Origin of the sequence: Pantoea sp. SS70, from assembly GCF_029866845.1 — a bacterium.
In the GTDB taxonomy this organism is placed as follows: domain Bacteria; phylum Pseudomonadota; class Gammaproteobacteria; order Enterobacterales; family Enterobacteriaceae; genus Pantoea; species Pantoea leporis.
The window spans coordinates 1,002,904-1,029,458 of the sequence record NZ_CP117199.1; the positions used below are offsets into that span (position 1 = coordinate 1,002,904).

Sequence of the window (26,555 nt, forward strand, 5' to 3'; positions counted from 1 at the left end):
GGTCTTCGGACCTGCTTATTTCAATAATCAGGGAACGATTAATATAAAAACGTTGATGTCCCGCGTGTCGGGCACTTCGAATTAAAGCGTTTTCTACAGGGTGAAAATACGGGGATCTCATGCGTCAAAATAATCCAATAAAAAGCGTTGGCGTTGCCTTAATGCTGGTTCTGCTGTCCGTTGCCGGCGCCATCATTGGGGTTCAGCTTATTACCACCATTGGGGTAACACCCAATACCTCTATTATCGGCGCGCTGTTTGCCATGCTGCTGGCGCGTATTCCGCTGCAATGGTTTCGTCGCTATCGCTCCATTGAAGTACAAAACCTCGCGCAAACCGCCATCTCCTCGGCCACCTTCGGTGCGGCCAACAGCCTGTTGATGCCGATTGCGGTGCCGTGGGCGCTGGGTGAGCCGCAGCTGGTGCTGCCGCTGTTTGTAGGCGTCAGCGCGGCGATGCTGCTCGATGCTTATTTACTCTATCGTCTATTTGATACCCGCGTCTTCCCGGCCAGCAATGCGTGGCCGCCGGGCGTGGCGGCAGCCGAAGCGATCAAAGCCGGTGACAAAGGCGGTCGTCAGGCTTGGCTGCTGGTGGTGGGGATTGTTGGCGGCATCGTGGGTTCGATGCTGAAGATCCCGATGTCGGCATTTGGTACCGCGTTTATCGGTAATATCTGGGCGCTCAGCATGCTCGGTATGGGTTTCCTGCTGCGTGCCTACGCGCAACCGGTTGCTGGCATTGATATCAACGCACTCTATATTCCGCACGGCGTGATGGTCGGTGCCGGTTTGGTGGCGTTGATTCAGGTGGTGCAGGTGATTCGCAGCCGCCGCAATGATCAGGTCAACGTCAGCCGTAGCGACAGCGAAGTCAAACGTTCGCTGGGTTTCGGCACTGTGGGCTATATCGTCATCTCCACGCTGCTGGCGCTGGCGGGCGGTCTGTGGAGCCAGATGGGCCTGCCGATGCTGGTGCTGTTTATCCTTTACGCCGCCTTTGCTGCCTTCGTGCATGAATTGATTGTTGGTATCGCCGCCATGCACTCTGGCTGGTTCCCGGCCTTTGCGGTGGCGCTGATCACCCTGATTCTCGGTATTCTGCTCGGCTTCCCGCCGCTGGCCTTGTGCCTGCTGTGTGGCTTTACCGCCGCTACCGGTCCGGCGTTTGCCGATATGGGTTATGACCTGAAAGCCGGCTTTATCCTGCGCGGTAACGGTGCCGATGTGCAGCAAGAGCTGTGGGGCCGCCGTATCCAGCTGATCGCCGCGATGATTGCCTTTGTGATCTGTATTCCCGTGGTGTGGTACGCGCACACCATTTTCTTTGCCGAGAATCTGCTGCCGCCGGTGGCGCGCGTCTATGCCAAAACCATTCAGGCCGGTGCCGAACCGGGGATTGCCGGCAACCTGCTGATGTGGGCGATTCCGGGCGCGATTATTCAGTTGATCGGCGGACCGAAACGTCAGCTTGGCGTCCTGCTGGCGACCGGCTTGTTAATCAACAACGCCGCGGCAGGTTGGGCGGTGATGGTGGGCATCGCGCTGCGCATTATCATCCTGCGCGTGTGGGGCGAGCGTGGACGTTCACCGATGGAGGTGATGGCTGCCGGATTTATCGCGGGCGATGCGCTCTACAGCTTCTTCCATTCACTTTTTGCCAGCGGCAGCAAAAAATAATCCAGGAAATTGATGATGAGTTTACAGCAGACACTGCAGGTCTTTGAGTTACTCGATAGCGCTTACATCGATGGCCAACAGGTGGTCGATCTGTTCGCGGCCTATCCGGGCGTCACCGCCAGCACGAAACGCGTTAGCGGGCCAAAAGGGCGGACCGATTTCGTCCGCATCGATATCCCCGGTGCGCAGGGCAAAAGCAACGGCGGCAGTGCGCCAACACTCGGCATCATTGGCCGTCTCGGCGGTATTGGTGCGCGTCCAACGCGCATTGGTATGGTATCGGATGCCGATGGCGCCGTCGCGGCGGTGAGCAGTGCGTTGAAGCTGGCGCAGATGCAGACCAAAGGCGACGTGCTGGCCGGTGATGTGATTATCACCACCCACATCTGCCCGGATGCGCCAACCCGTCCGCACGAGCCAGTCGATTTCATGGATTCGCCGTGCGACGACATCACCATGAATGACAACGAAGTGATCGCTGGTGTTGATGCGATTCTGTCGATCGATACCACCAAAGGTAACCGCATTCTCAATCACAAAGGCTACGCGCTGTCGCCGACGGTGAAAGAGGGCTACATCCTGCGCGTGTCAGAAGATCTGTTACGCATCATGGAGATGACCAGCGGCAAACCGGCGGTTACCTTCCCGATCACCACGCAGGACATCACGCCATACGGCAACGGGGTTTATCACCTCAACAGTATTTTGCAACCTTCCACCGCGACGGATGTGCCGGTGGTCGGCGTGGCGATCTGTGCCGAATCGGTGGTGCCGGGCTGCGGCACCGGCGCCAGCCACGAAGTGGATATCGCTTTAGCCGTGAAGTTTGCGGTCGAAGTGGCGAAAGAGTTCGGGCGTGAAACCTGTCACTTCTACGACCCACAAGAGTACGCGCTGCTGCTCTCTTTGTATGGTAGTCTCAGCCATCTGCGCACCCGGAAAGCCTGATGATGAACATCTCCCTGGTCACACTGACGATTGGTCAATCACCGCGCAGCGACATTCTGCCGCTGCTGCTGGAACATCTGCCCGCCGATCAGGTGGCGCATGCCGGTTTACTCGACGGCCTGACGCTGGCCGAAGTCGAGCAGCAGTATGCGCCCGCGCCGGGCGACAAGGTGCTGGTATCGCGTATGACCAGCGGCGAGCAGGTGCGCCTGTCCGTAGCAAAAGTGGAGCTGGGACTGCAACGTAAGATCAACGCGCTGGAGCAGCAGGGCTATGACACCATTTTGCTGCTGTGCACCGGCGAGTTTGGCGCGCTGAAAACCCAATCCGCTTTGCTGCTGGAGCCCGATCGCATTATCCCACCGCTGGTACGCGCGATTGTGCAAGATCATAAAGTCGGGATTGTGGTGCCGGTGGAAGAGCAGATTGCCGAGCAGGCCAACAAGTGGCGCAACTTGATCACTCCGCCGTGTTTTGCCGTTGCCAGCCCGTATCTGGCGGAGCATGCCGATTTGGTGGAAGCGGGATTGTCGCTGCAGGAGCAGGGCGCGGATGTGGTGGTGCTGGATTGCATCGGCTATCACCAGCAGCACCGCGATTTCCTGCAGAAAATGCTGGGCATTCCGGTACTGCTGTCGAACGTGCTGGTGGCCAAGCTGGCGGCAGAATTGATCGTCTAACGCAGGGAGATCACAAGTTGCGATCTGTGGCGCTAATTCGCGTGACAGATCAGTGAGTTCCTTAGTAATCTGCCAGTCACGATAATGTGCTGTGAGGAAGTAATATGCTCAATACAAGTGAGTATTTCGACGGAAAAGTGAAATCCATTGGTTTCGACAGCGTGACCATTGGCCGTGCCAGCGTTGGCGTGATGGCGGAAGGTGAATACACCTTCGGCACCAATCAACCGGAAGAGATGACGGTGGTGAGCGGCGCGCTGAAAGTGCTGCTGCCGGGCGAAACCGAGTGGAAATGGTACGAAGCTGGCACCAGCTTCAACGTGCCAGGCCAAAGCGAATTCCATCTGCAGGTGGCAGAGCCTTCTTCTTATCTGTGCCGCTACCTCTAAACTCAAGCTTTAGAACATCTTAAACCTGCGACTTCTGTTGAAGCGCAGGTTTTTTTATTGCGCACCCCACGAAAATCCTGCGGGTTTGTCGTGGGGTCACCCTTAATGGCGACCAGGATCGAGAGGATTAACGCTTCGCTTCGCCGCCTAACGCTTCGACCAGATTGCTGATCAGTGCGGCCAGTTCGCTGGTCATCAGAATGAAATCGGCATCGAAACGCTGGGCGAAATCATCGCGGTCGATGTCATCATTCTGCTCACGCAGCGTGTCGCTGAACTTCAAACGCTTCACTGAAGCATCATCGGCGATAACGAACTGAATGCGTTCCTGCCAGTCAAGCGCTAGCTTAGTGACCACTTTGCCGGCTTCAATGTGTGTAGCGATTTCGTCGGAAATCAGATCCTGCTTCTTACAGCGGATCACGCCGCCATCTTCCAGCATGGCTTTCAGCTCGGCTTCATCCATCAGGGCAAAACCGGCTGGCAGCTCACCTGAGCGCACCCATTCGGTCAGCGTCAGCTCGATCGGATTCTCCAGCGTCAGCGGTACCACCGGCAGCGAACCGAGGCTTTTACGCAGCAGCGCCAGCGTGTCTTCGGCTTTTTTGGCGCTGGCACAGTCGACGATGATCAGATTGTTAACGGTGTCGATCCACATATACGTCTGGCTGAAACGGCTAAACGCGCGTGGCAGCAAGCTGTGCAGTACTTCATCTTTCAGCGAATCTTTCTCGGTCTTCTTCAGCTTGCGGCTCTGTTCTGCTTCCAGCTTGTCGATTTTGGCTTCCAGCGCCTGCTTCACCACCGGCGACGGCAGAATCTTCTGCTCGGTGCGTGCACAAATCACCATCTGACCGTTGATTTCGTGCGTCAGCGCTTCGCTGCGGTTGCCCATCGGTGAAACCCAGCCGGTTTTCGCCATATCCTGGCTGCCGCATGGCGAAAAGGTAAAGGCGTCGAGCTGTTTTTCCAGATCGTCTGCGGACAGCGGAATGTCACGATTCAGACGATAAACCATCATATTTTTAAACCACAACATCGGGATTCCTTACCGTGGGTGCGATCGGGCGCACAAGTCTCAAAGTCAGCGCGCATGATAGCGAAACATCGGATTGGTTTCATTGCCTTTCCCGATTCAGCCTTCTACTGTATTGGTCACCAGAACGAATAATGAGGAATAAATCGTGCGCATCGGGATTGATTTAGGCGGGACCAAAATTGAAGTGATTGCACTGTCTGATCAGGGTCAGGAACTGTTCCGTCATCGCGTTAACACGCCGCGTGACGACTACGCTGCCACGGTTCAGGCGATTGTCGATTTAGTGCTGCTGGCGGAGGAGAAAACCGGCCAGCAGGGCACGGTCGGCATCGGCATTCCCGGCACGATTTCGCCCTACACGCAACGGGTGAAGAATGCCAACTCCACCTGGCTGAACGGTCAGCCGCTGGATAAGGATTTAGCGCAGGCGCTGAATCGTGACGTGCGTATTGCCAACGACGCGAATTGTCTGGCGGTTTCCGAAGCGGTAGATGGCGCGGGCGCGGGTCAGCCGCTGGTGTTTGCGGTGATTATTGGCACCGGATCGGGCGCGGGCGTAGCGATTGGCGGTGAGTCGCGCATTGGCGGTAACGGCAATGCCGGTGAGTGGGGCCACAATCCGCTGCCGTGGATGGATGAAGATGAACTGCGCCACCGCGCGGAAGTGCCCTGTTACTGTGGCTTGCAGGGCTGCATTGAGACCTTTGTATCGGGTACCGGCTTCGCTATCGATTATCAGCGTCTGAGCGGTAAAGCGCTGAAAGGCGCGGAGATCATCAAGCTGATTGAGCAGCAGGATCCGGTGGCGGAACTGGCGATGAATCGCTACGAAATGCGTCTGGCGAAATCACTGGCGCAGGTCGTGAATCTGCTGGATCCCGATGTGATTGTGTTGGGCGGCGGCATGAGTAACAACGATCGCCTGTACCAAACCGTGCCGGCGCTGATGAAGCAGTGGGTGTTTGGCCGCGAGTGTGAAACGCCAGTACTGAAGGCGGTACATGGCGATTCAAGCGGCGTGCGCGGGGCGGCATGGTTGTGGCCGTTGAAAGGGTAGTTTCTGTCACGCACCTCTGTATGTGCTCGCTTTCCCCCTCCTCGGTCCTCCCCCATAAATGGGGGAGGAAGATGCTGCTATATGTGAGTTTGGATGCTGCATGTGGCAGCGTCTCCTTCCCCCGCTTGCGGGGGAAGGCCGGGATGGGGGACAGCGTGCACACCTCCATCAATGGGGGAGGAAGATGCTGCCATAAGTAAGTGATGAAGCTGCATGTGGCAGCGTCTCCTTCCCCCGCTTGCGGGGGAAGGCCGGGATGGGGGACAGCCAGCACTAACCCACTCACTCACCCACTAACATCGAATCCTGCGGCGCGTTATCGCGCTGGGCTTTCGTCGCCAGGAAGTAGACATATCCCACCGCCATAATCGCCACAAACAAGCCGCCAATCACCGGGTTGAACCACAGCATCGCCACCAGACACACCAGCGACAGCACCAGCGCAATGCCCGGCACAATCGGATAGCCAGGCGCACGGAAGCTGCGTTCCATCTCTGGCGCAGTGCGACGCAGTTTAAACAGGCTCAGCATACTCATCAGATACATCACAATCGCGCCGAACACCGCCATGGTGATCATCGCAGCGGTCAGCGTCATGCCTTGCAGATTAATGAAACCATCGCTGTAGATCGCGGCGATGCCAATCAAACCGCCGGCGATAATCGCGCGGTGCGGCGTCTGAAAGCGCGATAGCTTCGCCAGACTTTGCGGCAGATAACCGGCGCGGGCGAGGGCGAAGAACTGGCGCGAATAGCCGAGAATAATGCCGTGGAAGCTGGCAATCAGACCAAACAGACCAATCCACACCAGCATGTGCATCCAGTTGGAGTTTTCACCGACAATCATCTTCATTGCCTGCGGCAGCGGATCGTTGATGTCCGACAGCTTGCGCCAGTCGCCAGCGCCACCGGCCAGCAGCATCACGCCAATCGCCAACACCACCAGCGTCAGAATGCCGGTGATATAGGCTTTGGGAATAGTGCGTTTGGGATCTTTGGCCTCTTCGGCCGCCATCGCCGCGCCTTCAATCGCCAGGAAGAACCAGATGGCGAACGGAATCGCGGCAAAGATGCCTGACATCGCCGGCATGCCGAAGTGATCGCTGCCCGCCCAGCCGTTAGCGGCAAAGTTGGCGATGCTGAAGCCCGGCGACACCACGCCCATAAACACCAGCAGCTCCAGAACCGCCAGCACCGTGACCACCAATTCGAACATCGCCGCCAGCTTAACGCCGAGAATGTTCAGCGTCATGAAGACGATATAGGCGCCAACCGCGGCGGTTTTCGGATTGAGATCGGGAAATTGCACGTTGAGGTAAGCGCCAATCGCCATGGCGATCGCCGGCGGTGCGAACACGAACTCAATCAGCGTGGCGAGGCCCGCAATCAAGCCGCCGGTTTCACCGAACGCGCGGCGGCTATAGGCAAACGGACCGCCCGCATGCGGAATCGCGGTGGTCAGTTCGGTAAAGCTGAAAATGAAGCAGGTATACATGGTGGCGATCATCGCGGTGGTGATCAGAAACCCTAGCGTGCCCGCCACGCCCCAGCCGTAACTCCAGCCAAAATATTCCCCGGAAATCACCAGTCCAACCGCAATGCCCCACAAATGCAGGGTGCCCAGCGTGGGTTTGAGCTTATTCGTCATCATCTTCTCCCCGTCGTCATTGTTGGTGCGGCAGCTTCACCGCGCTTTTTTATCTTTGCGCTACAGTGAAGTGATAATGCCGCTGCCGGACGCGGGAAAACTTGACGCGGGCGCAGTGAGTTTTGTCCTCCACGGTCAACTCTAAGGCAAGAAAAGTGCCAGATGCACGCTGCGGTCAACTTTGGGTTGTCTGCGGTCAAGCAGTCAGGACGACGTCATCCCATGCTGATACCACTTGCTTGATGCTGGAGATTGATGAATGAGTGCCGAACAGTCCGATACCTTAACTGATACTGAAATCACCCTGCTGGCGCATCAGGCGCTGGCCCGTTATCCCGCGGCACTGCGCGGCGAACTCAAGCTGCTGTGCCGGTCGGAAAATGCCACCTTCCTGTTGCAGGCGGCGGGCAAACGCTACGCGCTGCGTCTGCATCGTCCTAACTATCACAGCAAAGCGGACATTCAGAGCGAGCTGCTGTGGCTGGATGCGCTGCGTGACATTGGCATCATGGTGCCGCAGGCGATCCCGGCCAGCGAGGGTGAGACCGTGCTGACGCTGCCGATGGCAAACGGCGCCGAGCGCTATGCCGTGTTGTTCCACTGGATTGAGGGTGACATGCCCACCACCGATGTCGATCCCAAAGCGTTTCAGCAGCTGGGTCACATCACCGCGCGCTTGCATCAGCACAGCCGCAGCTGGCAGAAACCGGCCGGTTTCCAGCGCATCATCTGGGATCATCACACTATGGTCAGCGATCATAGCCATTGGGGACGCTGGCAGGATGCGCCGAACCTCAATCCGGCCGATCACGGCATCGTCGCCGAAGCGGTAGCGCGCGTCGGGCAGGAGCTGCAGGGCTTTGGCAAAGGGGCGGATCGTTATGGTTTGATCCACGCCGATCTGCGTCTGACCAACCTGCTGCTGCATAAAGGCGAAACGCGGGTGATCGACTTTGATGACTGCGGACTCGGCTGGTATCTGCACGATCTGGCGGCGGCGATCAGTTTTGTTGAGCACCATCCGCGCGCCGCCGAATGGGTGGATAACTGGATCCTCGGTTACGAAAAAGTGGCGCACATCAGTGATGACGAGATGGCGCTGGTGCCGACGCTGCTGATCCAGCGCCGCATTCAGATGACGGCGTGGATGGGATCACACGCGGAAACGGAAATGGCACTGAGCCTTGGGCCGCGCTGGGCCGATCACTCGGTGCGCCTCTGCCGACGTTATCTGGAAACCAATCAGTTGCCGGTTGGCGTCTGATGCACCAGCAGTGAGCAGCTTTGCGCTGTCGCGGCGCAGCAAAGGTCGCCATTCATGGCGGCCCTGCGACAAAATCCGCAAATCATCCGCCTGGTACGAATATTGCTGGAATCCTCAACCTGTTTCACTCGCGCCACACGCAGAGGTTCCGATGCAATCACTCATAACACCCACTGAAGCCTTTAGCGCCTTGTCCGTCAGCGCCAGCAACCGCGGCGTTTTGGCGGCGGCGGCCACCGGACTGAGCGGGTTTATCACTGACAAAGGCGGCGATGTCGATCGTATTTTTGGCATCAGCGGCATCAACTCCGAACTGCTGGCGAGCCCCACGCTAAGCCTGGGTTTGGTGAACTACTGCCGCGTGATGGAAGAGGCAGCGCGTCATTCCGGTTTTGATAACTTCGGTTTGCATTACGGCAAGCAGTTCAAACCGCAGTCATTAGGCTTGATTGGGTATATCGGCCTCTGTTCGCCCACGCTGGAGCAGGCGCTGCACAACGTGGTGAATGCCTTTCCGTGGCATCAGCACGACACGCTGACGCGGCTGGTGGATAAAGGCGAGTGCTGGCGGCTCGATTATCAGGTGCGCCACGGCGCGATCCTCTCCAGACGTCAGGATGCGGAGCTGACGCTCGGTATGTTTCTCAACTTGATCCGCCACGTTGCCGGCAAAAACTGGGCACCGCGTGAAGTGCACTTCGAACATCCGCGCCCGGAGCAGTGGCACGAGCACTGCAAAGTATTTGATGCGCCGGTGTGGTTTGATCAACCGTTCAACTCATTACTGATCCCGAAACGCGATCTGCTGCGCAGCATGCCGGAACAAGATCCGATGTTGCTGATGGTGATGCAGGATGCTATCCGCCGCCTGAACAGTTGTGCCAGCCTGCAAAGCGTGGTGGAGCAGGCGCGATCGCAGGTCAATTTGTCACTGATGCAGGGCGAACCGGTGCTGGAAGAGATTGCCGAAAAAATGGGCCTGTCGAGCTGGTCGTTGCAACGGCGGCTGCGTGAAGAAGGCATCAGTTTCACGGCGCTGGTGGACAAGGTGCGCTGCGAGATGGCGACGCACTATCTGCAACAGAAGCAGCTGTCGATCTCAGAGATGGCGCTGCTGCTCGGCTATTCCGAAGTCAGCGCCTTCTCCCGCGCCTTCCGCCGCTGGTTTGGCATCAGCCCGCGCCAGTGGCGCCAGGATGGCTCGGCGTTGCCGGGGCAAAACCGAACCACGCTGGCTGGCTAGCGTCCGGCGGCGGCGGTAAATCTTTGCTTTGACCAATCAACTGCCAGGCGCGCAGGCACAGCGTTTCGTCGCCTTGCGTCTGCGTCACCGCGTAGCGCCCGCTGTTTTGCCACTCAAGCCGCACCAGACATTGCTGACCGGCATAACGGCGCGCATCGCGGAAATGCTGGTTGAGCTGATGCTGCATCTCATCAGCCCACTTGCAGGATGTGCTGCCCGGCGCGCTCTGCGGCTGACACAGGTTGGCGATGCTATCCTGTTGCTTTGGCTGAGAATGCTGACAAGCGCTGAGGCCCATAACAATCATTAATCCGCCCAATAATCCCGCCATTCGATTAATTAAATTCATTAATATGCCTGTATTTTCACTAAAGTTCCTCTCCCTCACTGCCGACAGTCTACAGACCGACTCAACCAATGCTATGGCATTACTCTGACTGTCGGCAGAACCAGAATTTGCCGCAGCCTCGCGGCTTTATCTCCTTTTGATTCATGGATTAGAAATGCAGAAAAAATATGCCCTTGCGGCACTCTCCTTGTTAAGCGCCACGCTGCTCAGCGGCTGCGCGACCGAATCGTCACGCGCCATTGAAGCGCCACAGGTACGTGCGGCCAGCCAGCCCGCGTATCAGGGCGTGCGCAGCCCGATTGCGGTTGGCCAGTTTGATAATCGCTCCTCGTACATGAACGGCATCTTCTCCGATGGCGTGGATCGTCTTGGCAATCAGTCGAAAACCATTTTGGTCACGCACCTGCAGCAGACCAATCGCTTCAACGTGCTGGATCGCAGCAACCTGAAAGAGTTGCAGCAGGAAGCCGGCTTTAAGAAGAGCGAGCAGAACATCAAAGGTGCGACTTACATCATCACCGGCGATATCACCGAATTTGGTCGCAAAGAAGTGGGCGATCAACAGCTGTGGGGCATTTTGGGGCGCGGTAAGAACCAGATCGCCTATGCCAAAGTCAACCTGAATGTGGTGGATGTCACCACCTCAGAAGTGGTGTACAGCGCGCAGGGCGCGGGTGAATTCAAGCTGTCAGCGCGTGAGATCGTCGGTTTCGGCGGCACCACCAGCTATGACTCCACTCTCAACGGCAAAGTGATGGATCTGGCGATTCGTGAAGCGGTAGATCATTTAGTGGATGGCATTAACAGTGGCGCATGGCGTCCGGCGAAATAAGGATATTGAGCATGAAAGGGTTGCAACTGAGTGCGGCGCTGATCGCTGCGGGTGTGCTGGCTGGCTGTGCGCCAAAAGGGCCGGAACCGATCTATTACTGGGGCGATTACCAGCAGCAGATCTATAGCTATTACCAAAAAGATAGCGATCCGCAGAAGCAGATCGAAGCGTTGAATCTGGATATTGAAAAAGCCAAATCGGTCAACAAACCGGTCGCGCCGGGCCTGCACGCGCAGCTCGGCCTGCTGTACGCCAAAACCGGTGCTACCGATAAAGCCTTCGGCCAGTTTGCCACCGAGAAGCAGCTGTTCCCGGAATCGGCGCCCTATATGGACTTTCTGATGAAGAAAAAACAAGGAGTTGCCCAGTGAACAAGCTGATTGTGTCTTTAGGCGTGCTGGCCACGCTGCTATTGACCGGCTGCGCGCACAAAAAACCGTACGATTACAGCGCCTTCCGCGCCAGCAAGCCGGCCTCAATTCTGGTGCTGCCTGCGGATAACCGCGCGCCGGATGTGAACGCGGCGAACAGCTTCACCTCGCTGGTGACCCGTCCGCTGGCGGAAGCGGGCTATTACGTGTTCCCGGTGGCGGTGGTGGATGAAACCTTCCAGCAGAACGGATTGACCAACGGCCATGAAATTCAGGCTGTCAGCCCGCAGCGTCTGCATGACATCTTCCACGCCGACAGCGCGCTGTACATTTCAGTGACCGATTACGGCAGCAGCTATCAGGTGATCCAGAGCGTGACCAGGGTGTCGGCGACGGCGCGTCTGGTGGATTTGCGCAGCGGTAAAGAGCTGTGGCAAGGCATTGCCACCGCCAGCGACGCGGAAGATGGCAACAACAATAATGGCGGTATTATTGGCATGTTGGTCTCTGCTGCGATTAAGCAGATTGCCAGCAATGTGTCGGATAAGGCACATACCATCGCCGGTGTGACCAGCGCCCGTCTGCTGGCGCAGAACGAGCAGGGCGGTTTGCTGGCCGGCCCTCGTTATAAGTTGGTGAGTACGCGATAAAAGAACGCAGTGAATCGTAGCGGCGCGAATTATCGCGCCGCTACCAATTGTGCGTTTTTAAGCGAGATCGCCCGGCAACTCCAGCTTGCTGTAACCCAGGCCATTCATCTTGCGGACACGGATCTGCACCGGAATACGCTCCTTCATCGCTTCGACATGGCTGATCACGCCGATGGTTTTGCCGCTGGCGTTGAGGGCATCGAGCGCATCCAGCGCGGTATCCAGCGTCTCGGCATCCAGCGTGCCGAAGCCTTCATCGAGGAACAGCGATTCGATGCGCGTTTTATGACTCACCAAATCTGACAGCGCTAACGCCAGCGCCAGGCTGACGAGAAAACTCTCGCCGCCCGATAGCGTGCGCGTATCGCGCGTGGCGTCAGCTTGCCAGGTATCAACCACTTCCAGCTCCAGTTCTTCACTGATGCGGCGTTGCAGTAGATAGCGACCGTGCAGGCGATCGAGCTGACGGTTCGCCAGCCACACCAGATGATCGAGCGTCAGACCTTGTGCGAAGCGGCGGAATTTATCGCCTTTGGCCGAACCTACCAGATCGTTCAGACGGCCCAGCTGTGCCAGTTCCACTTCATCGGTGGCGATTTGCGTCAGCAACGATTGCTGCTGCAAACGCTGTTGTGCATCGCTGTGTAACTGCTGCTGCGCTTCGCCCTGTTGACGGGCATTGTCACGTAACGTCACGCGCAGCTGTTCCAGCTGCTGCTGAATCGTGGCGGCGATCTCGTCGCTAAGTTCCAAAGGCCGCTGCTGCTGATGCGCCGTCCAGCGCTGCATAAGCTGTTCGCTGAGGGTGAGCTGCTGCTGGCGCTGCTGATCGAGCGTCTGTAACTGCTGGCGCAGCTGCTGCACCTCGCGCTCCTCCAGCAGGGCGGCACGCAGCGCGCGCTCATCGTCAAAATCACTCTGCTGCAGCGCGGCGAGGAAGGCGCTTTCTGCGGCGGCAGCGCGCTCACGCAAGGTGTGTTGCTGCGCCGCGATCTGCTCGCACTGGCCATTCAGGCCGTGCAGCATGCTTTGCGCCTGTTGCCACTGCTGAAGCTGCTGCGCCAGCGCCTGTTCACACTGTTGCAGCGCGGCATGCTGCTGCTGCCGGGCTTCTGCCACCAGACGATCGCCAAACAGCTGTTGACGCTGTTGTTGCTGCTGCTGGCGCTGCTGCTGCAAAGTGCTGAGCGTCTGCTGCAGCTCATCCAGCCGCTGCTGTTCACGCGCCAGATTCTGCTGCAGGCTGCTGCGCTCGCTTTCGGCTTTCACCAGCTGTGGCTGCAACTCGCCGTGTAACCGTTCATTTTCCTGCCATGCGGTCCAGCGTTGCTGTAAGGTGCGCAGCCAGCTTTCCCGCTCAGCGACATCTGGCAGGACGAGCTGATGCTGCGTCAGCTGCTGTTCCAGCTGCTGCGCCAGTTGCTGCATGGCGCTGCGTTCGCTGGCCTCGCGCTGGCTGATTTCATCCAGCGTCTGCTGCGTGCTGGCGATCTGCTGCTGCGCCAGCTGCTGCTGATTCTGATGCTGCTGCCACAGCTGCTGCTGTTGCAGATGCGCATCCTTTGCCTGCTGCAGCGCACGCGCAGCGTTTTCCCGCGTCTGCAGCTGCTGTTGCTGCAGCTGTTCCCGCGCATCCTGCTGCTGTTGCCACTGCGCAAAATCGTCCTGCTGCTCCAGCGTGCAGGTAAGTGCCAGCTCACCGCTCAGCGCTTGCCATTGGGTGTTCACCGTCGCCAGTTGCTGATCGTAATCGCTGATCTCCTGCTGCAACGCCTGCTGCTGTTGCAGCGACAGTTTCTGCTGCTCGCCTTTGGCGGTGCCGGACTCTTTTAGCTGCGCCACGCGTGTTTCCAGCGCGGTTAAACGCTGCTGATTGGCACCGGGCTCAAGCTGCTGATATTGCGCAATCGCCGGATGCTGGCACGAGCCGCACAGCGGGCAGGGCTGATCCGGCTGCAGTTTGGCGCGCTCGTCGGCCAGTTGGGCGATGGTGCGCTCCAGCTCGCAGATTTTGCGCACATCGAGCAGCGCCTGATGTTCCCGTTTGTACTCCTCGCGCAGCGCCTGCAACGCCTGTTCCGCGTTCTGATGCTGCTGCTGGAGCTGCGCCAGTTTCTGCTGACGCTGTAACCGCTGCGGTTGCAGCGCGCGCCACTGCGCGGCGAGCAGGTTAAGCTGCTGGCGCGCAGGGCGTTGGGTTTGATGCTGCGTCAGGGCGTCGCGCAGTTGTGCGCTGCCGATCTCCGCCTCAAGTGAAGTCAGTGCTTGCTCCGCTTGCAGACGCTGCTGCGCGGCCTGCGCTTCGGCTTGCTGCAACGGTTGCGCCGCCTGTTCACGCTGAGCCTGCGCCTGTTGATGCTGCTCCAGCTGGCTGCGGTGCTGTTGATGCTGTGCGATGAGCTGCGTCAGCGTCTGCTCGCGCTCATCCAGCCGGGCAATCTCCGTCTGCCAGCGCGTTAATTCCGCGCCCCAATGGGCGACAGCGGCTTCGCGGGCACGGAATTCCTGCTGCAGCGCCAGCTGTTGTTGTAAACGTTCACTTACCTGCTGTTGCTGGCTGAGTGCGGTTTGGCTGGATTGCAGCGCCTGTTGTTGCTGCAGATGCAATCGCTGCTGTTCATCCAGCTGCTGCGCGAGGGTGGTGATGCGTTGATCGAGCGGGATAACCTGCTCGGTGAGCAGCATTTCAAGCTGCTGCTGTTGCTGTAACGCCTGTTCGCGCGCCTGCTGCGCGGCCTGATAATGGTTTTCGCCCTGTTGCAGCGCGGTTTTGGCTTGCTGCCGTTGCGCCTGCAGCTGCTGCGATTGCTGTTCCAGCGTACGCAGATCGCCCTGCAACTGTTCGCGCTGCTGCAACTTCTCGCGCAGTTTTTCTGCCGGTTCGGCGCGCGCCAGCCGCTGACGATCGCCATCCGCCTGCTGCCAGGCCTGTTGCGCGGCAAGCAGCGTCTGTTCGGCCTGCTGCTGCTCTTGCGTTAGCTGTTGCTGCTGCACCAGCCATTGCTGCTGATGCTGCGCCAGCGTTAGCTGTTCGCTGAGAATTTTCTCCTGCGCACCAAGTTCTGCCAGCTGCTGCGTCAATTCTGCCCGGCGCGCTTCATCCAGCAGCGACATGCCACCGGCGCGGGCGCGCAGCGTATCCAGCTCGCTGCGCGCGGTGCGCCAGCGCTCGTAGATCTGAACCGAGATTTGTCCGTAGATTTCGGTGCCGGTCAGCTCTTCCAGCAGCTCGGCGCGTTCGCCGGGTTTGGCATTCAGGAAGGCGGCAAACTGGCCTTGCGACAGCATCATTGAGCGGGTAAAGCGGGCGAAATCGAGCCCCGACAGGGTCTCAATCGCTTTCAGCTTGTCGCCAACTTTATCGGCGATGATCTGATTATCGGCCATACGCGCCAGCTCGACGCGCGGTGCCTGCAGCTTACCGTCGGCTTGGCCGCGCGCGCGGTTCTGGCTCCAGAAGGCGCGCCAGGCTTCGCCTTTGATCTCAAACTCCACTTCCGCCAGACACTCAGCGGTGTCGCGGGTGATCAGCTCGTTCTGGGTTTGCGACAGCGTGCCGAGGCGCGGCGTCTGATGATAGAGCGCCAGGCAAATCGCATCGAGTAAGGTGGTTTTGCCCGCCCCGGTGGCGCCGGTAATGGCAAATAAGCCGTTGCTGGCAAAGGGCTCGCGACGGAAATCGATAAACCATTCGCCGCGCAGCGCATTGAGGTTTTTAAAGCGTAGCGTCAAAATTTTCATGCGGATGGATTCTCCAGCGCGGCAAGCTGGGTGCGGAACAGCTGCGTTAACTGCTCGGCCTGCCCGGCATCCAGCTGATCTTCCTGCGCCAGTCGGCGAGCAAACACGTCTTCCACTTTTAGTTCGCTCAGGGTTTCGTTCTCCAGCCGTTCGAGGCTGCGCTGCCGCTGTTCGCGGCTGCGGCGCACCAGCAGCACTTCGACCGGCAGATTTTCGGTGAGCGCTTCAATGCGACGTTGCAGATCGCTGAGATATTCCTGCGTGGTGATCTCAATATCCAGCCAGACTGGCTGTTCGCTGGCGCTCGCGCTGAACTGCGCCAGCTGATGTTCAATCTCCGCCATCGAGCCTTTCAGCATCTGCATCGGCTGGAAGTGCGGGATGGTTAGCGGCGTAACGGTATCGAGCGTGGTGCTGAATTCCAGCAGGAAGACGCTTTTCTCGCGGCCAAGCTCATCAAAACTGAGCGGAATCGGCGAGCCGCTGTAACGAATGTGCTCGCTGTTGGCGATGCGCTGGGCGCGATGGATGTGACCGAGCGCGATGTAATCGGCGGGCGGAAACGCCTGCGCCGGGAAGGCATCCAGCGTGCCGATATAGATGTCGCGCACTGAATCGCTTTTAGTCACGCCAACGGTGGTGAGATGGCCGGTGGCGATGATCGGCAGCGTAACGTCCTGCGCATCGCGCTGCGCCTGCGCGGCGGCAAAACAGTGCTGATAATGCTGCTCGATCGCCTCCAGCAGCGAGATCTGCTTCTCGCGGCCGGATTGGCCGGCCTGGCTGCGCAGAATGTCGCGCGGACGCAGATAAGGAATGGCGCACAGCAGCGCACCCGGCGCGCCATCACGCTGCTTCAGGGTTAACACCTGCTGTTCGCCCTGCGGCGTGGCGCTGGTGATCACCTGCGTATTCAGGCATGCCAGCAGCTCGCGCGATTCATTCAGCGTCGCCACCGAGTCGTGATTGCCCGCCAGCACCACCAATTGGCAGCCGCTTGGCTGCAGCGCCACCACAAACCGGTTAAACATTTCACGCGCGTAGCTCGGCGGCGAACCGGTATCAAACAGATCGCCGGCGATAATCAGCGCATCCACCTGATGCTGCACAATCTGATCCAGCAGCCAGTCGAGAAACGCCTGATGTTCCCGCGCGCGACTTTTGCTGTAAAAGAACTGACCGAGATGCCAGTCAGCGGTGTGAATGATGCGCATGTTTGCTCCGTGCTCTGTTTAGCGAAGGCGAATTATAACCACTTAAGATCACAAAGAAAAAAAGCAGAATTTTATTGTGACATTTCTGTTTTTTATCTATCTATCTTAGGGCGGTGTTTTCATAAAAGTGTCACAAAACTGACGCATAATGGCGCCGCAAATCCCAGTGACACGGTGTCACACTAGCAGGAGTTACAATGGCTAAGCGCATTTTGGTTGTGGAAGACGAAGCTCCCATCCGTGAAATGTTATGTTTCGTGCTGGAACAGAATGATTACCAGCCTATTGAGGCGGAAGACTATGACAGCGCGATTGGTAAGCTGATCGAACCCTGGCCTGATTTGATTCTGCTGGACTGGATGTTGCCCGGCGGCAGCGGGATTCAGTTTATTAAGCATTTGAAGCGCGAAGCCATGACGCGCGACATTCCGGTGATGATGCTGACGGCGCGCGGTGAAGAAGAAGATCGCGTGCGCGGTCTGGAAGTGGGCGCGGATGATTACATCACCAAGCCATTCTCACCGAAAGAGCTGATGGCGCGTATCAAAGCGGTGATGCGCCGTATTTCGCCGATGGCGGTGGAAGAGGTAATTGAGATGCAGGGCCTGAGCCTTGATCCTTCCTCACATCGTGTGATGTCGGAAACCACGCCGCTGGAGATGGGACCGACCGAGTACAAACTGCTGCACTTCTTTATGACGCACCCGGAACGCGTGTACAGCCGCGAACAGCTGCTGAACCATGTTTGGGGCACCAATGTGTATGTCGAAGATCGCACCGTCGATGTGCATATTCGCCGTTTACGTAAAGCACTGGAATTAACCGGCCATGATCGCATGGTTCAAACCGTGCGCGGAACAGGGTATCGTTTCTCTGCCCGCTATTAAACGTAAACGGAGTGTTTACCGTGCTGGAACGACTCTCCTGGAAGAGATTGTTGACCGAGCTGGCGCTGGTCTGTTTACCTGCGCTGGTGTTGGGTCTGTTGTTCGGATATCTGCCGTGGCTGCTGCTGATTGCGGTGACCGGCGTGATGTTCTGGCACTTCAGAAATCTGATGCGTCTGTCGCACTGGCTGTGGGTCGATCGTTCAATGACGCCGCCCACCGGACGCGGCAGCTGGGAACCGCTGTTTTATGGCCTGTACCAGATGCAATTGCGCAACCGGCGGCGTCGCCGCGAGCTGGGCAATCTGATCAAACGTTTCCGCAGCGGGGCAGAATCGCTGCCGGATGCGGTGGTGCTGACCACCGAAGAGGGCACTATTTTCTGGTGCAACGGCCTGGCGCAGCAGCACCTTGGCTTGCGCTGGCCGGAAGATAACGGCCAGAACATCCTCAATTTGCTGCGTTATCCTGAATTTTCCCGCTATATCCGCCAGCGCAAGTTCGACATGCCGCTGACCCAGATCCTCAATAATCAGCGTCATATGGAATTCCGCGTGATGCCTTACAGCGAAGGTCAGTGGCTGATGGTGGCGCGTGATGTCACCCAGATGCATCAGCTGGAAGGCGCGCGACGCAACTTCTTTGCTAACGTCAGTCATGAACTGCGCACGCCGTTAACGGTATTGCAGGGTTATCTGGAAATGATGGACGACTCGGTGATGAACGAGCGCACGCGCAGCAAGGCGTTGCATACCATGCAAGAGCAGACGCGCCGCATGGACAGCCTGGTGAAGCAGTTGCTGACCTTGTCGCGTATCGAAGCGGCGCCAGCCATCGATCTCAAAGAGACGGTTGATGTGCCGGGCATGCTGATGCTGTTGCAGCGTGAAGCGGAAACGCTGAGTCAGGGACGTCACACCATCCATTTCCATACCGATCCGCATCTGAAAGTGTTCGGCAATGATGAGCAGCTACGTAGCGCCATTTCCAATCTGGTCTATAACGCGGTGAATCACACGCCCGATGGCACGCGCATCGACATCAGCTGGCTGCGCACCAAACAAGGCGCGCAGTTTAAGGTGTGTGATGACGGGCCGGGCATTAGCGAGCAGCATCTGCCACGCCTCACCGAGCGTTTCTATCGCGTGGATAAAGCGCGTTCGCGCGCCACCGGCGGCAGCGGATTGGGGCTGGCGATCGTGAAGCATGCGTTGGGACATCACAACGCGCGACTGGAGATCACCAGCGTGCCGCATCAGGAAACCTGTTTCAGCTTCCTGCTGCCGCCACGCTTGATTGTGGCTAACGTGATGCAAGAGCGGGTTAATTAAGGTTGTAGGATCGCTATTCATGGCGTCATACTTGTCAGTTAATAAAGCCTTTTTGGTGCGGGCGCTGACACATCTGCTGCGTCACGGGCCGTCCTCGCGCCGCTAGCGCGGTACCTTCGGCTTCCACGTTGTGCCGACGGACCGTTCGCGGATCGGCCTTCCCTGGCCGACCCCGAACTGCCTCGCGCATCCATGCGCGAGGCTCCTGGCCCAACGTAAAAGTCTCAGCGCTGCGAATGGCCCTTTTGCCGCAGCAGACGCGCCAGCGCCTGAAGCGAATGAGTCCTTTTCAACAACACGCACTGAAGCTTATGAGCAGGCCGGGGGCACTTTTGGGCAGGCAATCCGCAGCGCTGAACGAAGCGAGGAAGCCAGAAGAGCCCGCAGGACGCGGGCGAAAGGCGGAGCCGGGACAAGGAAGTCCCGTCTCCGCCGGTCCGTCAGGCAGACGAGCGAAGTGAAGGTATCGCGTAAGCGGCGTGAGGACCGCCGGACCAAAAGTGACCCCGGCCTGCGCACTCGTCGTTGGTTTAATTGACAAGCATTACGCCTTCATGGAGACCAATTCCCGCCTCATTAACAACCCATACGCAATGTATTGCGTGATAAATCGCACCGCTCCAGAATAGGCGTCTTACTGAATTGCGGAATCGCCAATGAAATCGCTGTTGATCTCCCTCTTGCTGCTTTGCTCTGCTTTGGCACACGGCCAACAAACCATGCTAACCGGCAATCTGAGCAGCGTTGGATCGGATACGCTGGGTTATCTGATGACGTTATGGGGCGAGGATTTCAGCCGCCAGTCGCCGGGGGTCAACGTTCAGGTGCAGGCGGCGGGATCTTCTACTGCGCCGACCGCGCTGGCGGCAGGTGCTGCCCAGTTGGGCGCGATGAGCCGGCCGATGCAGATCGACGAACGTCAACTTTTTACCGCGCGCTACGGCTATCCGCCGCTGGCGGTGCCGGTGGCGATGGATGCGCTGGTGGTAGTGGTTAATCAGGACAATCCACTGCCGCGCATCGCGCCGCAACAACTCGATGCGCTGTTCTCCATCACGCGTCTGTGCGGCGGGCAACAGGTGCCGCAGCGCTGGGGCGATCTCGGCCTGAGCGAAGGCCAGTGGGCCACGCGCAGCATCCAGCGCTATGGCCGCAACTCGGCGTCGGGAACGTGGGGCTTCTTTAAGCAGCAGGCGCTGTGCAAAGGTGATTTCCGTGCTGATGTCGCTGAATTCCCCGGCTCTGCGGCGGTGGTACAAGCCGTTGCCGCCACGCCCAACAGCATCGGTTATGCCAGTTTTGGCTTTCATCTCAGCGGCGTGAAAATGCTACCGGTGGTCACGGCGAACGGCGACAGCGTGATGCCGGATGCCGAATCGATTCGCAGCGGCCGCTATCCGTGGTCGCGCCCGCTTTATATCTACGTCAACAAAGCACCCGGCAAACCGCTGCCGCCGCTGGTGAATGCCTTTCTGCATCAGGTGTTATCGCCACAAGGTCAGCGTCGGGTGAGCGAAGCGGGTTATCTGCCGTTGTCAGATAGCCAGATGGCGCAAGCGCGAGCGGCAATTGAGGGAAATTGAAGAACGTGCATCTGAACATGAAATAGTTTCATGTAAGCTGAATTTTCTTCCGTTGCCGAAAGGGTAACAGCGTGGCATTCTTCATGGACATATAGCCGTCCAGATGGCTGAAATAACCCAGCGAAATTATACCCTGACGCAACTATGCGCTCAGCCAGGAGATAAAATGCCACGTCATAACCCGTTCCGCGCCGATACCGTCGGCAGTTTTCTGCGTCCCGCAGCCATCAAGCAGGCGCGTGTGCAGTTTGCCAATGGCGAAATCAACGCTGATCAACTGCGTCAGGTTGAAGATCGCGAAATCCGCCATGTAGTGGAGCAGCAGCGTGCCAACGGCCTGCAGATCGTTACCGATGGTGAATTCCGTCGCGCTTGGTGGCACTTCGATTTCTTCGGCGATTTGCACGGCGTCGAGCTGTTCGAAGCGGAGCAGGGCATTCAGTTCAACGGCGTGCAGACCAAAGCGCACGGCGTGAAAGTCACCGGTAAAGTGGCCTTTAATCCTCAACACCCGATGCTGGATCACTTCCGCTTCCTGCAAAGCGTGGCGGGCGATGCGGTTGCCAAGATGACCATTCCCAGCCCAAGCGTGCTGCACTTCCGCGGTGGCCGTAAGGTGATCGATGCCACGGTGTATCCCGATCTGAAAGAGTACTTCGCCGATCTGGCGCAGACCTACAAAGACGCCATCAAAGCGTTTTATGCGGCTGGTTGCCGTTATCTGCAGCTGGATGACACGGTGTGGGCCTATCTGTGCTCAACCGAACAGCAGCAGCAGATCCGCGAGCGTGGTGAAGATCCACAGGAACTGGCGCGCATCTATGCTGAAGTGCTGAATACTGCACTGGAAGGTAAGCCAGAGGATCTGACCGTTGGGCTGCATGTTTGTCGCGGCAACTTCCGCTCAACCTGGATTTCCGAAGGTGGCTATGAGCCGGTCGCCGAAGTGCTGTTTGGCGGCGTGAATATCGATGCTTTCTACCTTGAGTATGACAACGAACGTTCAGGTGGTTTTGAGCCGCTGCGCTTCCTCAAGCCGGGTCATCAGCAAGTGGTGCTGGGTTTGATCACCACCAAAACCGGCGAGCTGGAGGATGCGCAGCAGGTGAAAGCGCGTTTGCAGGAAGCGTCACAGTTCGTGAGCCTTGATCAAATCTGCCTCAGCCCGCAGTGTGGCTTTGCCTCAACCGAAGAGGGCAACAGCCTGAGCGAAGAGCAGCAGTGGCAGAAGATTCGTCTGGTGGTCGATATAGCAAGAACAGTCTGGTAATGCTGTAAAGTTAGCCAAACAGGCGCGTAAATCGCGCCTTTTGTGCATCTGCAGGCTGATTTATGCAAAGAGATCTCTCGCATCGAGGAAACATTTAGCAAATCATCTGAGGTGTTTTGCCGCTATTCCACCGTGATTCACTGCTTTCTTCCACTATCTTGTTATATCCTTCTGGTTTTTCGATCCTGTATTGCCTTTCTTCGCTATAAACGTTCTAATTTGCGCCGTTGTCGATTTATCCCTCTGCGAACAGAAGAAAAGTAGATTAAATCACCTGCGCTTTAACGATTAGTCCCGCATAACACGCTGGTCTTGCCTGATAAGCCCTTGTTTTAGCGCATCCAGAGGACAACACGAACTCAACTTCCACCGCAACATCAGCTACAGGCAGTACAGAAGTTTATGACACATCGTTTAACCTCCAAGGATATCCTGGCGCTGGGCTTCATGACGTTTGCCCTGTTCGTTGGCGCAGGAAATATCATCTTCCCACCGATGGTGGGGATTCAGTCTGGCGAACACGTTTGGATTGCGGCTTTCGGCTTCCTGATTACGGCTGTTGGCTTACCGGTGATCACCGTCATCGCGCTGGCGCGTGTGGGCGGCGGCATTGATGCGCTGAGCTCGCCGATTGGTAAAGCCGCAGGCTTGCTGTTGGCGACCGTGTGTTACCTGGCTGTTGGCCCGCTGTTTGCCACGCCGCGTACCGCCACCGTTTCCTTTGCCGTAGGTATTGCACCGCTGACCGGCGACGGCACGCTGCCGCTGTTCATTTACAGCCTGATTTACTTCGCGCTGGTGATTGGCATCTCACTGTATCCGGGCAAACTGCTGGATACCGTCGGCCACTTCCTCGCTCCGCTGAAAATTCTGGCGCTGATTGTGCTCGGCGTTGCCGTGCTGATCTGGCCGGCCGGTGGCGTTTCGCCGGGCACCGAAGAGTATCAGCGTGCCGCCTTCTCCAGCGGTTTCGTTAATGGTTATCTGACCATGGATACGCTGGGAGCGCTGGTGTTCGGTATCGTCATCGTCAATGCGGCGCGCTCACGCGGTGTTGAAGATGCCAAACTGCTGACGCGCTACACCATGCTGGCGGGCATCATCGCCGGTATCGGTTTGACGCTGATTTACCTGACGCTGTTCAAACTCGGTAACGATAGCGGCGCATTGGTGGCGCAAAGCGCGAACGGTGCTGAGATTCTGCATGCTTACGTGCAGCAGACCTTCGGCGGCATGGGCAGCTTCTTCCTTGCGGCACTGATCTTCGTCGCCTGCATGGTGACGGCGGTGGGCCTGACCTGCGCCTGTGCAGAATTCTTTGCGCAATATGTTCCGCTGTCGTATAAAACGCTGGTATTTATTCTGGGTCTGTTCTCGATGGTGGTGTCGAATCTCGGTCTGAGCCATCTGATTCAGATTTCGATTCCGGTGCTGACGGCGATTTATCCGCCATGCATCGTGCTGGTTGTGCTGAGCTTCACGCTGAAGTTCTGGAACAAAAGTTCGCGTATTATCGCGCCGACCATGCTGGTAAGCCTGCTGTTCGGTATCGTTGATGCCATCAAAACCACCAGCTTTAAAGATGTGTTGCCGCTGTTCAGTCAGCATTTGCCGCTGGCCGATCAGGGACTTTCCTGGTTGCCGCCATCGCTGGCGATGCTGGTGATTGCCGCGGTAGTTGATCGGGCAAAAGGACGTGAGCAGGTCGCAGTTCATCAGTAAGCGACATTGCTGTTAATTCCAACCACGGGCTTGCCCGTGGTTTTTCATTTTCAAGGTACTGAGTGTTATGCAAGAAACCAATAAGCTCAAACGCGGACTGAGCACGCGCCACATTCGCTTTATGGCGCTGGGATCGGCGATTGGCACCGGGCTGTTTTACGGCTCGGCAGATGCCATCAAAATGGCGGGTCCAAGCGTGCTGCTGGCGTACATCATCGGCGGTGCGGTGGCGTACATCATCATGCGTGCGTTGGGGGAAATGTCGGTCAACAACCCGCAGGCCAGCTCATTCTCGCGCTATGCGCAGGATTATCTTGGCCCGCTGGCCGGATACATCACCGGCTGGACCTACTGTTTTGAAATCCTGATTGTGGCGATTGCCGACGTAACGGCTTTTGGTATCTACATGGGCGTGTGGTTCCCCGATGTGCCGCACTGGATTTGGGTGCTGAGCGTGGTGCTGATTATCGGCGCCATCAACCTGATGAGCGTGAAAGTCTTTGGCGAAGTGGAGTTCTGGTTCTCCTTTTTCAAAGTCGCCACCATCATCATCATGATTCTCGCCGGCTTCGGCATGATTTTCTGGGGCATCGGCAACGGCGGCCAGCCGACCGGCATTCACAATCTGTGGACCAACGGCGGCTTCTTCGCGCACGGCATTGTCGGCATGCTGCTGTCACTGCAGATGGTGATGTTTGCCTACGGCGGCATTGAGATTATCGGGATTACTGCCGGTGAAGCGGAAGATCCGAAGACCTCGATTCCACGCGCCATCAACTCCGTACCGATGCGTATTCTGGTATTCTACGTTGGTACGCTGTTCGTCATCATGTCGATTTATCCATGGAATCAGGTGGGCACTTCTGGCAGTCCGTTCGTGCTGACCTTCCAGCATTTGGGTATTGCGGCGGCGGCATCAATTCTTAACTTCGTGGTGCTGACGGCGTCGCTGTCGGCGATTAACAGCGATGTGTTTGGCGTGGGGCGTATGCTGCACGGCATGGCGCAACAGGGCCACGCACCGAAGGTATTCCAGAAGGTTTCGAATCGCGGAATTCCGTGGGTGACCGTTTTGGTGATGATGCTGGCGATGCTGATTGCGGTGTATCTCAACTACCTGATGCCAGAGAAAGTGTTCCTGGTGATCGCCTCGCTGGCGACCTTTGCTACCGTTTGGGTGTGGATCATGATTCTGCTGTCGCAGATCGCCTTCCGCCGCAAGATTGGCAAAGAGCAAGCCGGTAAGCTTGATTTTGCCATGCCGGGCGGTAGCGCTACCGCATGGTTCGGCGTGCTGTTCTTGGCCTTCATTATTGGGCTGATTGGTTACTTCCCGGATACGCGCGTGTCGCTGTACGTTGGTTTTGCGTGGATTGCGCTGCTATTACTGGCGTGGCCGCTAGTGAAAAAGCGTAAAAGCTGATGATATTGTAAGGTCGCCATTGATGGCGACCTTTTTTATCGATGACGATTAAACATAATATAAAAAAATAATCACGCTATCCCTAAATAATAAAATGCCAAAAAATATCTCGGCGCATCCTGGCGCCGAAAAAGAACAACAAAAAAGGAGAAAATAAGTATTACTAAGGGATGTTTGACTTGCGCAGCATATCGTATTTTTATTGATGCCGGGATGTTTAAGAAAAAAAGAGAAAATTCTCACTTCGGAATAGAATATTACTTACAGCGCGCTTAAGTAATTTTGCATGAAGGTTAAGTTCGCATAAATTAACGAACTTAACCGATTACGGAAATTATAACGATAAATGCCCAGGCAGCAGCGCTCTCAGCTGCGGATAAATCACCGCATTAGCCAGCAACACCGGATTGCCGTTCTGCAAGCCGTGATTAGCCAGATAATCGTTGGTAATGCCGCCCGCTTCGCGCATCAGCACAATGCCCGGCAAGCCATCCCACGGATTCATATGCGCTTCGTAGTAACCAATTAAGCGACCGGCCGCCGCCCATGCGCTCATCAACGCCCCCGAGCCGTTGCGGATAAACATGCCGCCCTGCGCCAGTAATGCGCTGATAAAAGTGGTCAGCGGTTCAATCGGTTGGCTGTTGGAGCTGCTCAGACCAAGCAATCCCTGATCGAGCTGCTGCGCGCTGTGCGCCTGAATGCGCTTATCATTAACCCAAGCACCTTTGCCGCGGCAGGCGTGAAAGGTTTCATGATGATTGGGATCGCACACCACACCAATCACCGCTTCGTTTTCACAAACGATCGCCAGCGATACGCACCAGTTGTGCAAGCCGTTAAGAAAGCTGCTGGTGCCATCAATCGGATCGAGCACCCAGATAAAGCGTGCGCCAGCAGTATTGCCACCGCTCTCTTCACCCAACACCGCATCGTCAGGAAAGCGTTCGTGGATCAGATGCTTGACCAATGCCTCAACGTTGCGATCGGCTTCGCTGACCACATCCTGCAGATCTTTCTTATGCTCAACCACTAATTGATGACGTTGCTGATACCAGGATAGAGCCCGGCTGGCGGCGGTTTTGGCAACATCACAGGCGAAATGATAACGTGCGTCGAGTTCGGTAAGCGAAGCTGATGACATCTTTCCCTCTTATGATTTTCAGGCTGGCGAAGCAACAACAGACGCCAAAAATGGCGTATTGGCTGTGTGACGAAGTTAACAAAAGTTAAGAA

General features: G+C 57.3%; 22 protein-coding genes. 16 read left to right on the plus strand and 6 right to left on the minus strand.

From position 1 onward, the window contains the following. Positions 1-119 precede the first annotated feature (119 nt). The 4 genes from PO881_RS04510 to ppnP all read left to right on the plus strand — a co-directional run bounded on the left by PO881_RS04510 (position 120) and on the right by ppnP (position 3,696). Complete coding sequence (locus PO881_RS04510) at positions 120-1,679, plus strand: OPT/YSL family transporter (protein WP_110867769.1); 1,560 nt, start codon at positions 120-122, stop codon at positions 1,677-1,679. Positions 1,680-1,694: 15 nt separating this feature from the next. Continuing rightward, complete coding sequence (locus PO881_RS04515) at positions 1,695-2,627, plus strand: DUF1177 domain-containing protein (protein ID WP_110867768.1); 933 nt, start codon at positions 1,695-1,697, stop codon at positions 2,625-2,627. A 2-nt stretch (positions 2,628-2,629) separates the two neighbouring features. After that, positions 2,630-3,307 (plus strand): AroM family protein, encoded by a 678-nt coding sequence (locus PO881_RS04520; protein ID WP_280172875.1) that lies wholly within the window; start codon positions 2,630-2,632, stop codon positions 3,305-3,307. A 104-nt stretch (positions 3,308-3,411) separates the two neighbouring features. Further along, a complete protein-coding gene (gene ppnP / locus PO881_RS04525) occupies positions 3,412-3,696 on the plus strand; it encodes a pyrimidine/purine nucleoside phosphorylase (RefSeq protein ID WP_101762466.1) in 285 nt (94 codons plus the stop codon). Between the two features lie 127 nt (positions 3,697-3,823). Here ppnP and rdgC read toward each other — a convergent pair whose 3' ends face one another. After that, positions 3,824-4,735, minus strand: a complete 912-nt coding sequence (rdgC, locus tag PO881_RS04530; protein ID WP_008106069.1) for a recombination-associated protein RdgC — start codon at positions 4,733-4,735, stop codon at positions 3,824-3,826. Positions 4,736-4,880: 145 nt separating this feature from the next. Here rdgC and mak point away from each other — a divergent pair, with 145 nt between their 5' ends. Beyond that, a complete protein-coding gene (gene mak, locus PO881_RS04535; RefSeq protein WP_110867766.1) occupies positions 4,881-5,792 on the plus strand; it encodes a fructokinase in 912 nt (303 codons plus the stop codon). Positions 5,793-6,074: 282 nt separating this feature from the next. Here mak and eat read toward each other — a convergent pair whose 3' ends face one another. Beyond that, positions 6,075-7,439, minus strand: a complete 1,365-nt coding sequence (gene eat / locus PO881_RS04540) for an ethanolamine permease (protein ID WP_280172876.1) — start codon at positions 7,437-7,439, stop codon at positions 6,075-6,077. A 259-nt stretch (positions 7,440-7,698) separates the two neighbouring features. Here eat and PO881_RS04545 point away from each other — a divergent pair, with 259 nt between their 5' ends. Together PO881_RS04545 and PO881_RS04550 are read left to right on the plus strand one after the other, a co-directional pair. Then, a complete protein-coding gene (locus PO881_RS04545; protein WP_271460121.1) occupies positions 7,699-8,703 on the plus strand; it encodes a phosphotransferase in 1,005 nt (334 codons plus the stop codon). A gap of 151 nt (positions 8,704-8,854) precedes the next feature. Then, positions 8,855-9,946 (plus strand): AraC family transcriptional regulator, encoded by a 1,092-nt coding sequence (locus PO881_RS04550; protein WP_280172517.1) that lies wholly within the window; start codon positions 8,855-8,857, stop codon positions 9,944-9,946. Here PO881_RS04550 and PO881_RS04555 read toward each other — a convergent pair. Then, complete coding sequence (locus PO881_RS04555; RefSeq protein ID WP_280172518.1) at positions 9,876-10,295, minus strand: cell envelope integrity TolA C-terminal domain-containing protein; 420 nt, start codon at positions 10,293-10,295, stop codon at positions 9,876-9,878. The genes PO881_RS04550 and PO881_RS04555 overlap by 71 nt on opposite strands. Positions 10,296-10,449: 154 nt before the next feature. Between PO881_RS04555 and PO881_RS04560 the strand changes: the two genes are divergently transcribed. From PO881_RS04560 to PO881_RS04570, 3 genes are read left to right on the plus strand one after another with little or no spacing between them, the layout of a single operon-like run. Further along, positions 10,450-11,127 carry a CsgG/HfaB family protein gene (locus PO881_RS04560; RefSeq protein ID WP_222233075.1) on the plus strand — a complete coding sequence of 226 codons (678 nt, stop codon included), beginning with the start codon at positions 10,450-10,452 and terminating at the stop codon, positions 11,125-11,127. Between the two features lie 11 nt (positions 11,128-11,138). Continuing rightward, positions 11,139-11,498, plus strand: coding sequence for a DUF4810 domain-containing protein (locus PO881_RS04565; RefSeq protein ID WP_277974584.1), 360 nt, complete (start codon positions 11,139-11,141; stop codon positions 11,496-11,498). After that, positions 11,495-12,148 (plus strand): DUF799 domain-containing protein, encoded by a 654-nt coding sequence (locus PO881_RS04570; protein ID WP_101762457.1) that lies wholly within the window; start codon positions 11,495-11,497, stop codon positions 12,146-12,148. The genes PO881_RS04565 and PO881_RS04570 overlap by 4 nt, the downstream gene beginning before the upstream one ends. 57 nt (positions 12,149-12,205) lie before the next feature. Here PO881_RS04570 and PO881_RS04575 read toward each other — a convergent pair whose 3' ends face one another. Further along, positions 12,206-15,889 (minus strand): SbcC/MukB-like Walker B domain-containing protein, encoded by a 3,684-nt coding sequence (locus PO881_RS04575; RefSeq protein ID WP_280172519.1) that lies wholly within the window; start codon positions 15,887-15,889, stop codon positions 12,206-12,208. Continuing rightward, positions 15,886-17,103: an exonuclease subunit SbcD gene (gene sbcD / locus PO881_RS04580; RefSeq protein ID WP_110867760.1), complete on the minus strand. Its 1,218-nt coding sequence runs from the start codon at positions 17,101-17,103 to the stop codon at positions 15,886-15,888. The genes PO881_RS04575 and sbcD overlap by 4 nt, the downstream gene beginning before the upstream one ends. Before the next feature lie 197 nt (positions 17,104-17,300). Here sbcD and phoB point away from each other — a divergent pair, with 197 nt between their 5' ends. The 6 genes from phoB (at position 17,301) to proY (ending at position 25,319) form a co-directional block, all read left to right on the plus strand. Then, on the plus strand, positions 17,301-17,990 hold the full coding sequence (gene phoB, locus PO881_RS04585; protein WP_007887040.1) for a phosphate response regulator transcription factor PhoB: 690 nt from the start codon (positions 17,301-17,303) through the stop codon (positions 17,988-17,990). A gap of 20 nt (positions 17,991-18,010) precedes the next feature. Then, positions 18,011-19,321, plus strand: a complete 1,311-nt coding sequence (gene phoR, locus PO881_RS04590; RefSeq protein ID WP_101762454.1) for a phosphate regulon sensor histidine kinase PhoR — start codon at positions 18,011-18,013, stop codon at positions 19,319-19,321. 656 nt (positions 19,322-19,977) lie between these two features. Next, positions 19,978-20,904, plus strand: a complete 927-nt coding sequence (locus PO881_RS04595; protein ID WP_280172520.1) for a phosphate ABC transporter substrate-binding protein PstS family protein — start codon at positions 19,978-19,980, stop codon at positions 20,902-20,904. A gap of 166 nt (positions 20,905-21,070) precedes the next feature. After that, positions 21,071-22,174 (plus strand): cobalamin-independent methionine synthase II family protein, encoded by a 1,104-nt coding sequence (locus PO881_RS04600; protein ID WP_280172521.1) that lies wholly within the window; start codon positions 21,071-21,073, stop codon positions 22,172-22,174. Between the two features lie 402 nt (positions 22,175-22,576). Next, entirely contained in the window at positions 22,577-23,896 is a 1,320-nt protein-coding gene (brnQ, locus tag PO881_RS04605) for a branched-chain amino acid transporter carrier protein BrnQ (RefSeq protein ID WP_101762451.1), read from the plus strand. A 67-nt stretch (positions 23,897-23,963) separates the two neighbouring features. Next, complete coding sequence (gene proY / locus PO881_RS04610; protein ID WP_101762450.1) at positions 23,964-25,319, plus strand: proline-specific permease ProY; 1,356 nt, start codon at positions 23,964-23,966, stop codon at positions 25,317-25,319. Between the two features lie 334 nt (positions 25,320-25,653). Here proY and PO881_RS04615 read toward each other — a convergent pair whose 3' ends face one another. Then, the gene (locus tag PO881_RS04615) at positions 25,654-26,463 is read right to left on the minus strand and encodes an inositol monophosphatase (protein ID WP_277974589.1); all 810 of its coding nucleotides are present in this window, start codon (positions 26,461-26,463) and stop codon (positions 25,654-25,656) included. Positions 26,464-26,555: the final 92 nt, after the last annotated feature.

Bases quoted from the DNA above. Each gene is read 5' to 3' on its own strand.
- PO881_RS04510 (WP_110867769.1), top strand. From the start codon at position 120: ATGCGTCAAAATAATCCAATAAAAAGCGTTGGCGTTGCCTTAATGCTG.
- PO881_RS04515 (WP_110867768.1), top strand. From the start codon at position 1,695: ATGAGTTTACAGCAGACACTGCAGGTCTTTGAGTTACTCGATAGCGCT.
- PO881_RS04520 (WP_280172875.1), top strand. From the start codon at position 2,630: ATGAACATCTCCCTGGTCACACTGACGATTGGTCAATCACCGCGCAGC.
- ppnP (WP_101762466.1), top strand. From the start codon at position 3,412: ATGCTCAATACAAGTGAGTATTTCGACGGAAAAGTGAAATCCATTGGT.
- rdgC (WP_008106069.1), bottom strand. From the start codon at position 4,735: ATGTTGTGGTTTAAAAATATGATGGTTTATCGTCTGAATCGTGACATT.
- eat (WP_280172876.1), bottom strand. From the start codon at position 7,439: ATGACGAATAAGCTCAAACCCACGCTGGGCACCCTGCATTTGTGGGGC.
- PO881_RS04545 (WP_271460121.1), top strand. From the start codon at position 7,699: ATGAGTGCCGAACAGTCCGATACCTTAACTGATACTGAAATCACCCTG.
- PO881_RS04550 (WP_280172517.1), top strand. From the start codon at position 8,855: ATGCAATCACTCATAACACCCACTGAAGCCTTTAGCGCCTTGTCCGTC.
- PO881_RS04555 (WP_280172518.1), bottom strand. From the start codon at position 10,295: ATGAATTTAATTAATCGAATGGCGGGATTATTGGGCGGATTAATGATT.
- PO881_RS04560 (WP_222233075.1), top strand. From the start codon at position 10,450: ATGCAGAAAAAATATGCCCTTGCGGCACTCTCCTTGTTAAGCGCCACG.
- PO881_RS04565 (WP_277974584.1), top strand. From the start codon at position 11,139: ATGAAAGGGTTGCAACTGAGTGCGGCGCTGATCGCTGCGGGTGTGCTG.
- PO881_RS04575 (WP_280172519.1), bottom strand. From the start codon at position 15,889: ATGAAAATTTTGACGCTACGCTTTAAAAACCTCAATGCGCTGCGCGGC.
- sbcD (WP_110867760.1), bottom strand. From the start codon at position 17,103: ATGCGCATCATTCACACCGCTGACTGGCATCTCGGTCAGTTCTTTTAC.
- phoB (WP_007887040.1), top strand. From the start codon at position 17,301: ATGGCTAAGCGCATTTTGGTTGTGGAAGACGAAGCTCCCATCCGTGAA.
- PO881_RS04595 (WP_280172520.1), top strand. From the start codon at position 19,978: ATGAAATCGCTGTTGATCTCCCTCTTGCTGCTTTGCTCTGCTTTGGCA.
- PO881_RS04600 (WP_280172521.1), top strand. From the start codon at position 21,071: ATGCCACGTCATAACCCGTTCCGCGCCGATACCGTCGGCAGTTTTCTG.
- brnQ (WP_101762451.1), top strand. From the start codon at position 22,577: ATGACACATCGTTTAACCTCCAAGGATATCCTGGCGCTGGGCTTCATG.
- proY (WP_101762450.1), top strand. From the start codon at position 23,964: ATGCAAGAAACCAATAAGCTCAAACGCGGACTGAGCACGCGCCACATT.
- PO881_RS04615 (WP_277974589.1), bottom strand. From the start codon at position 26,463: ATGTCATCAGCTTCGCTTACCGAACTCGACGCACGTTATCATTTCGCC.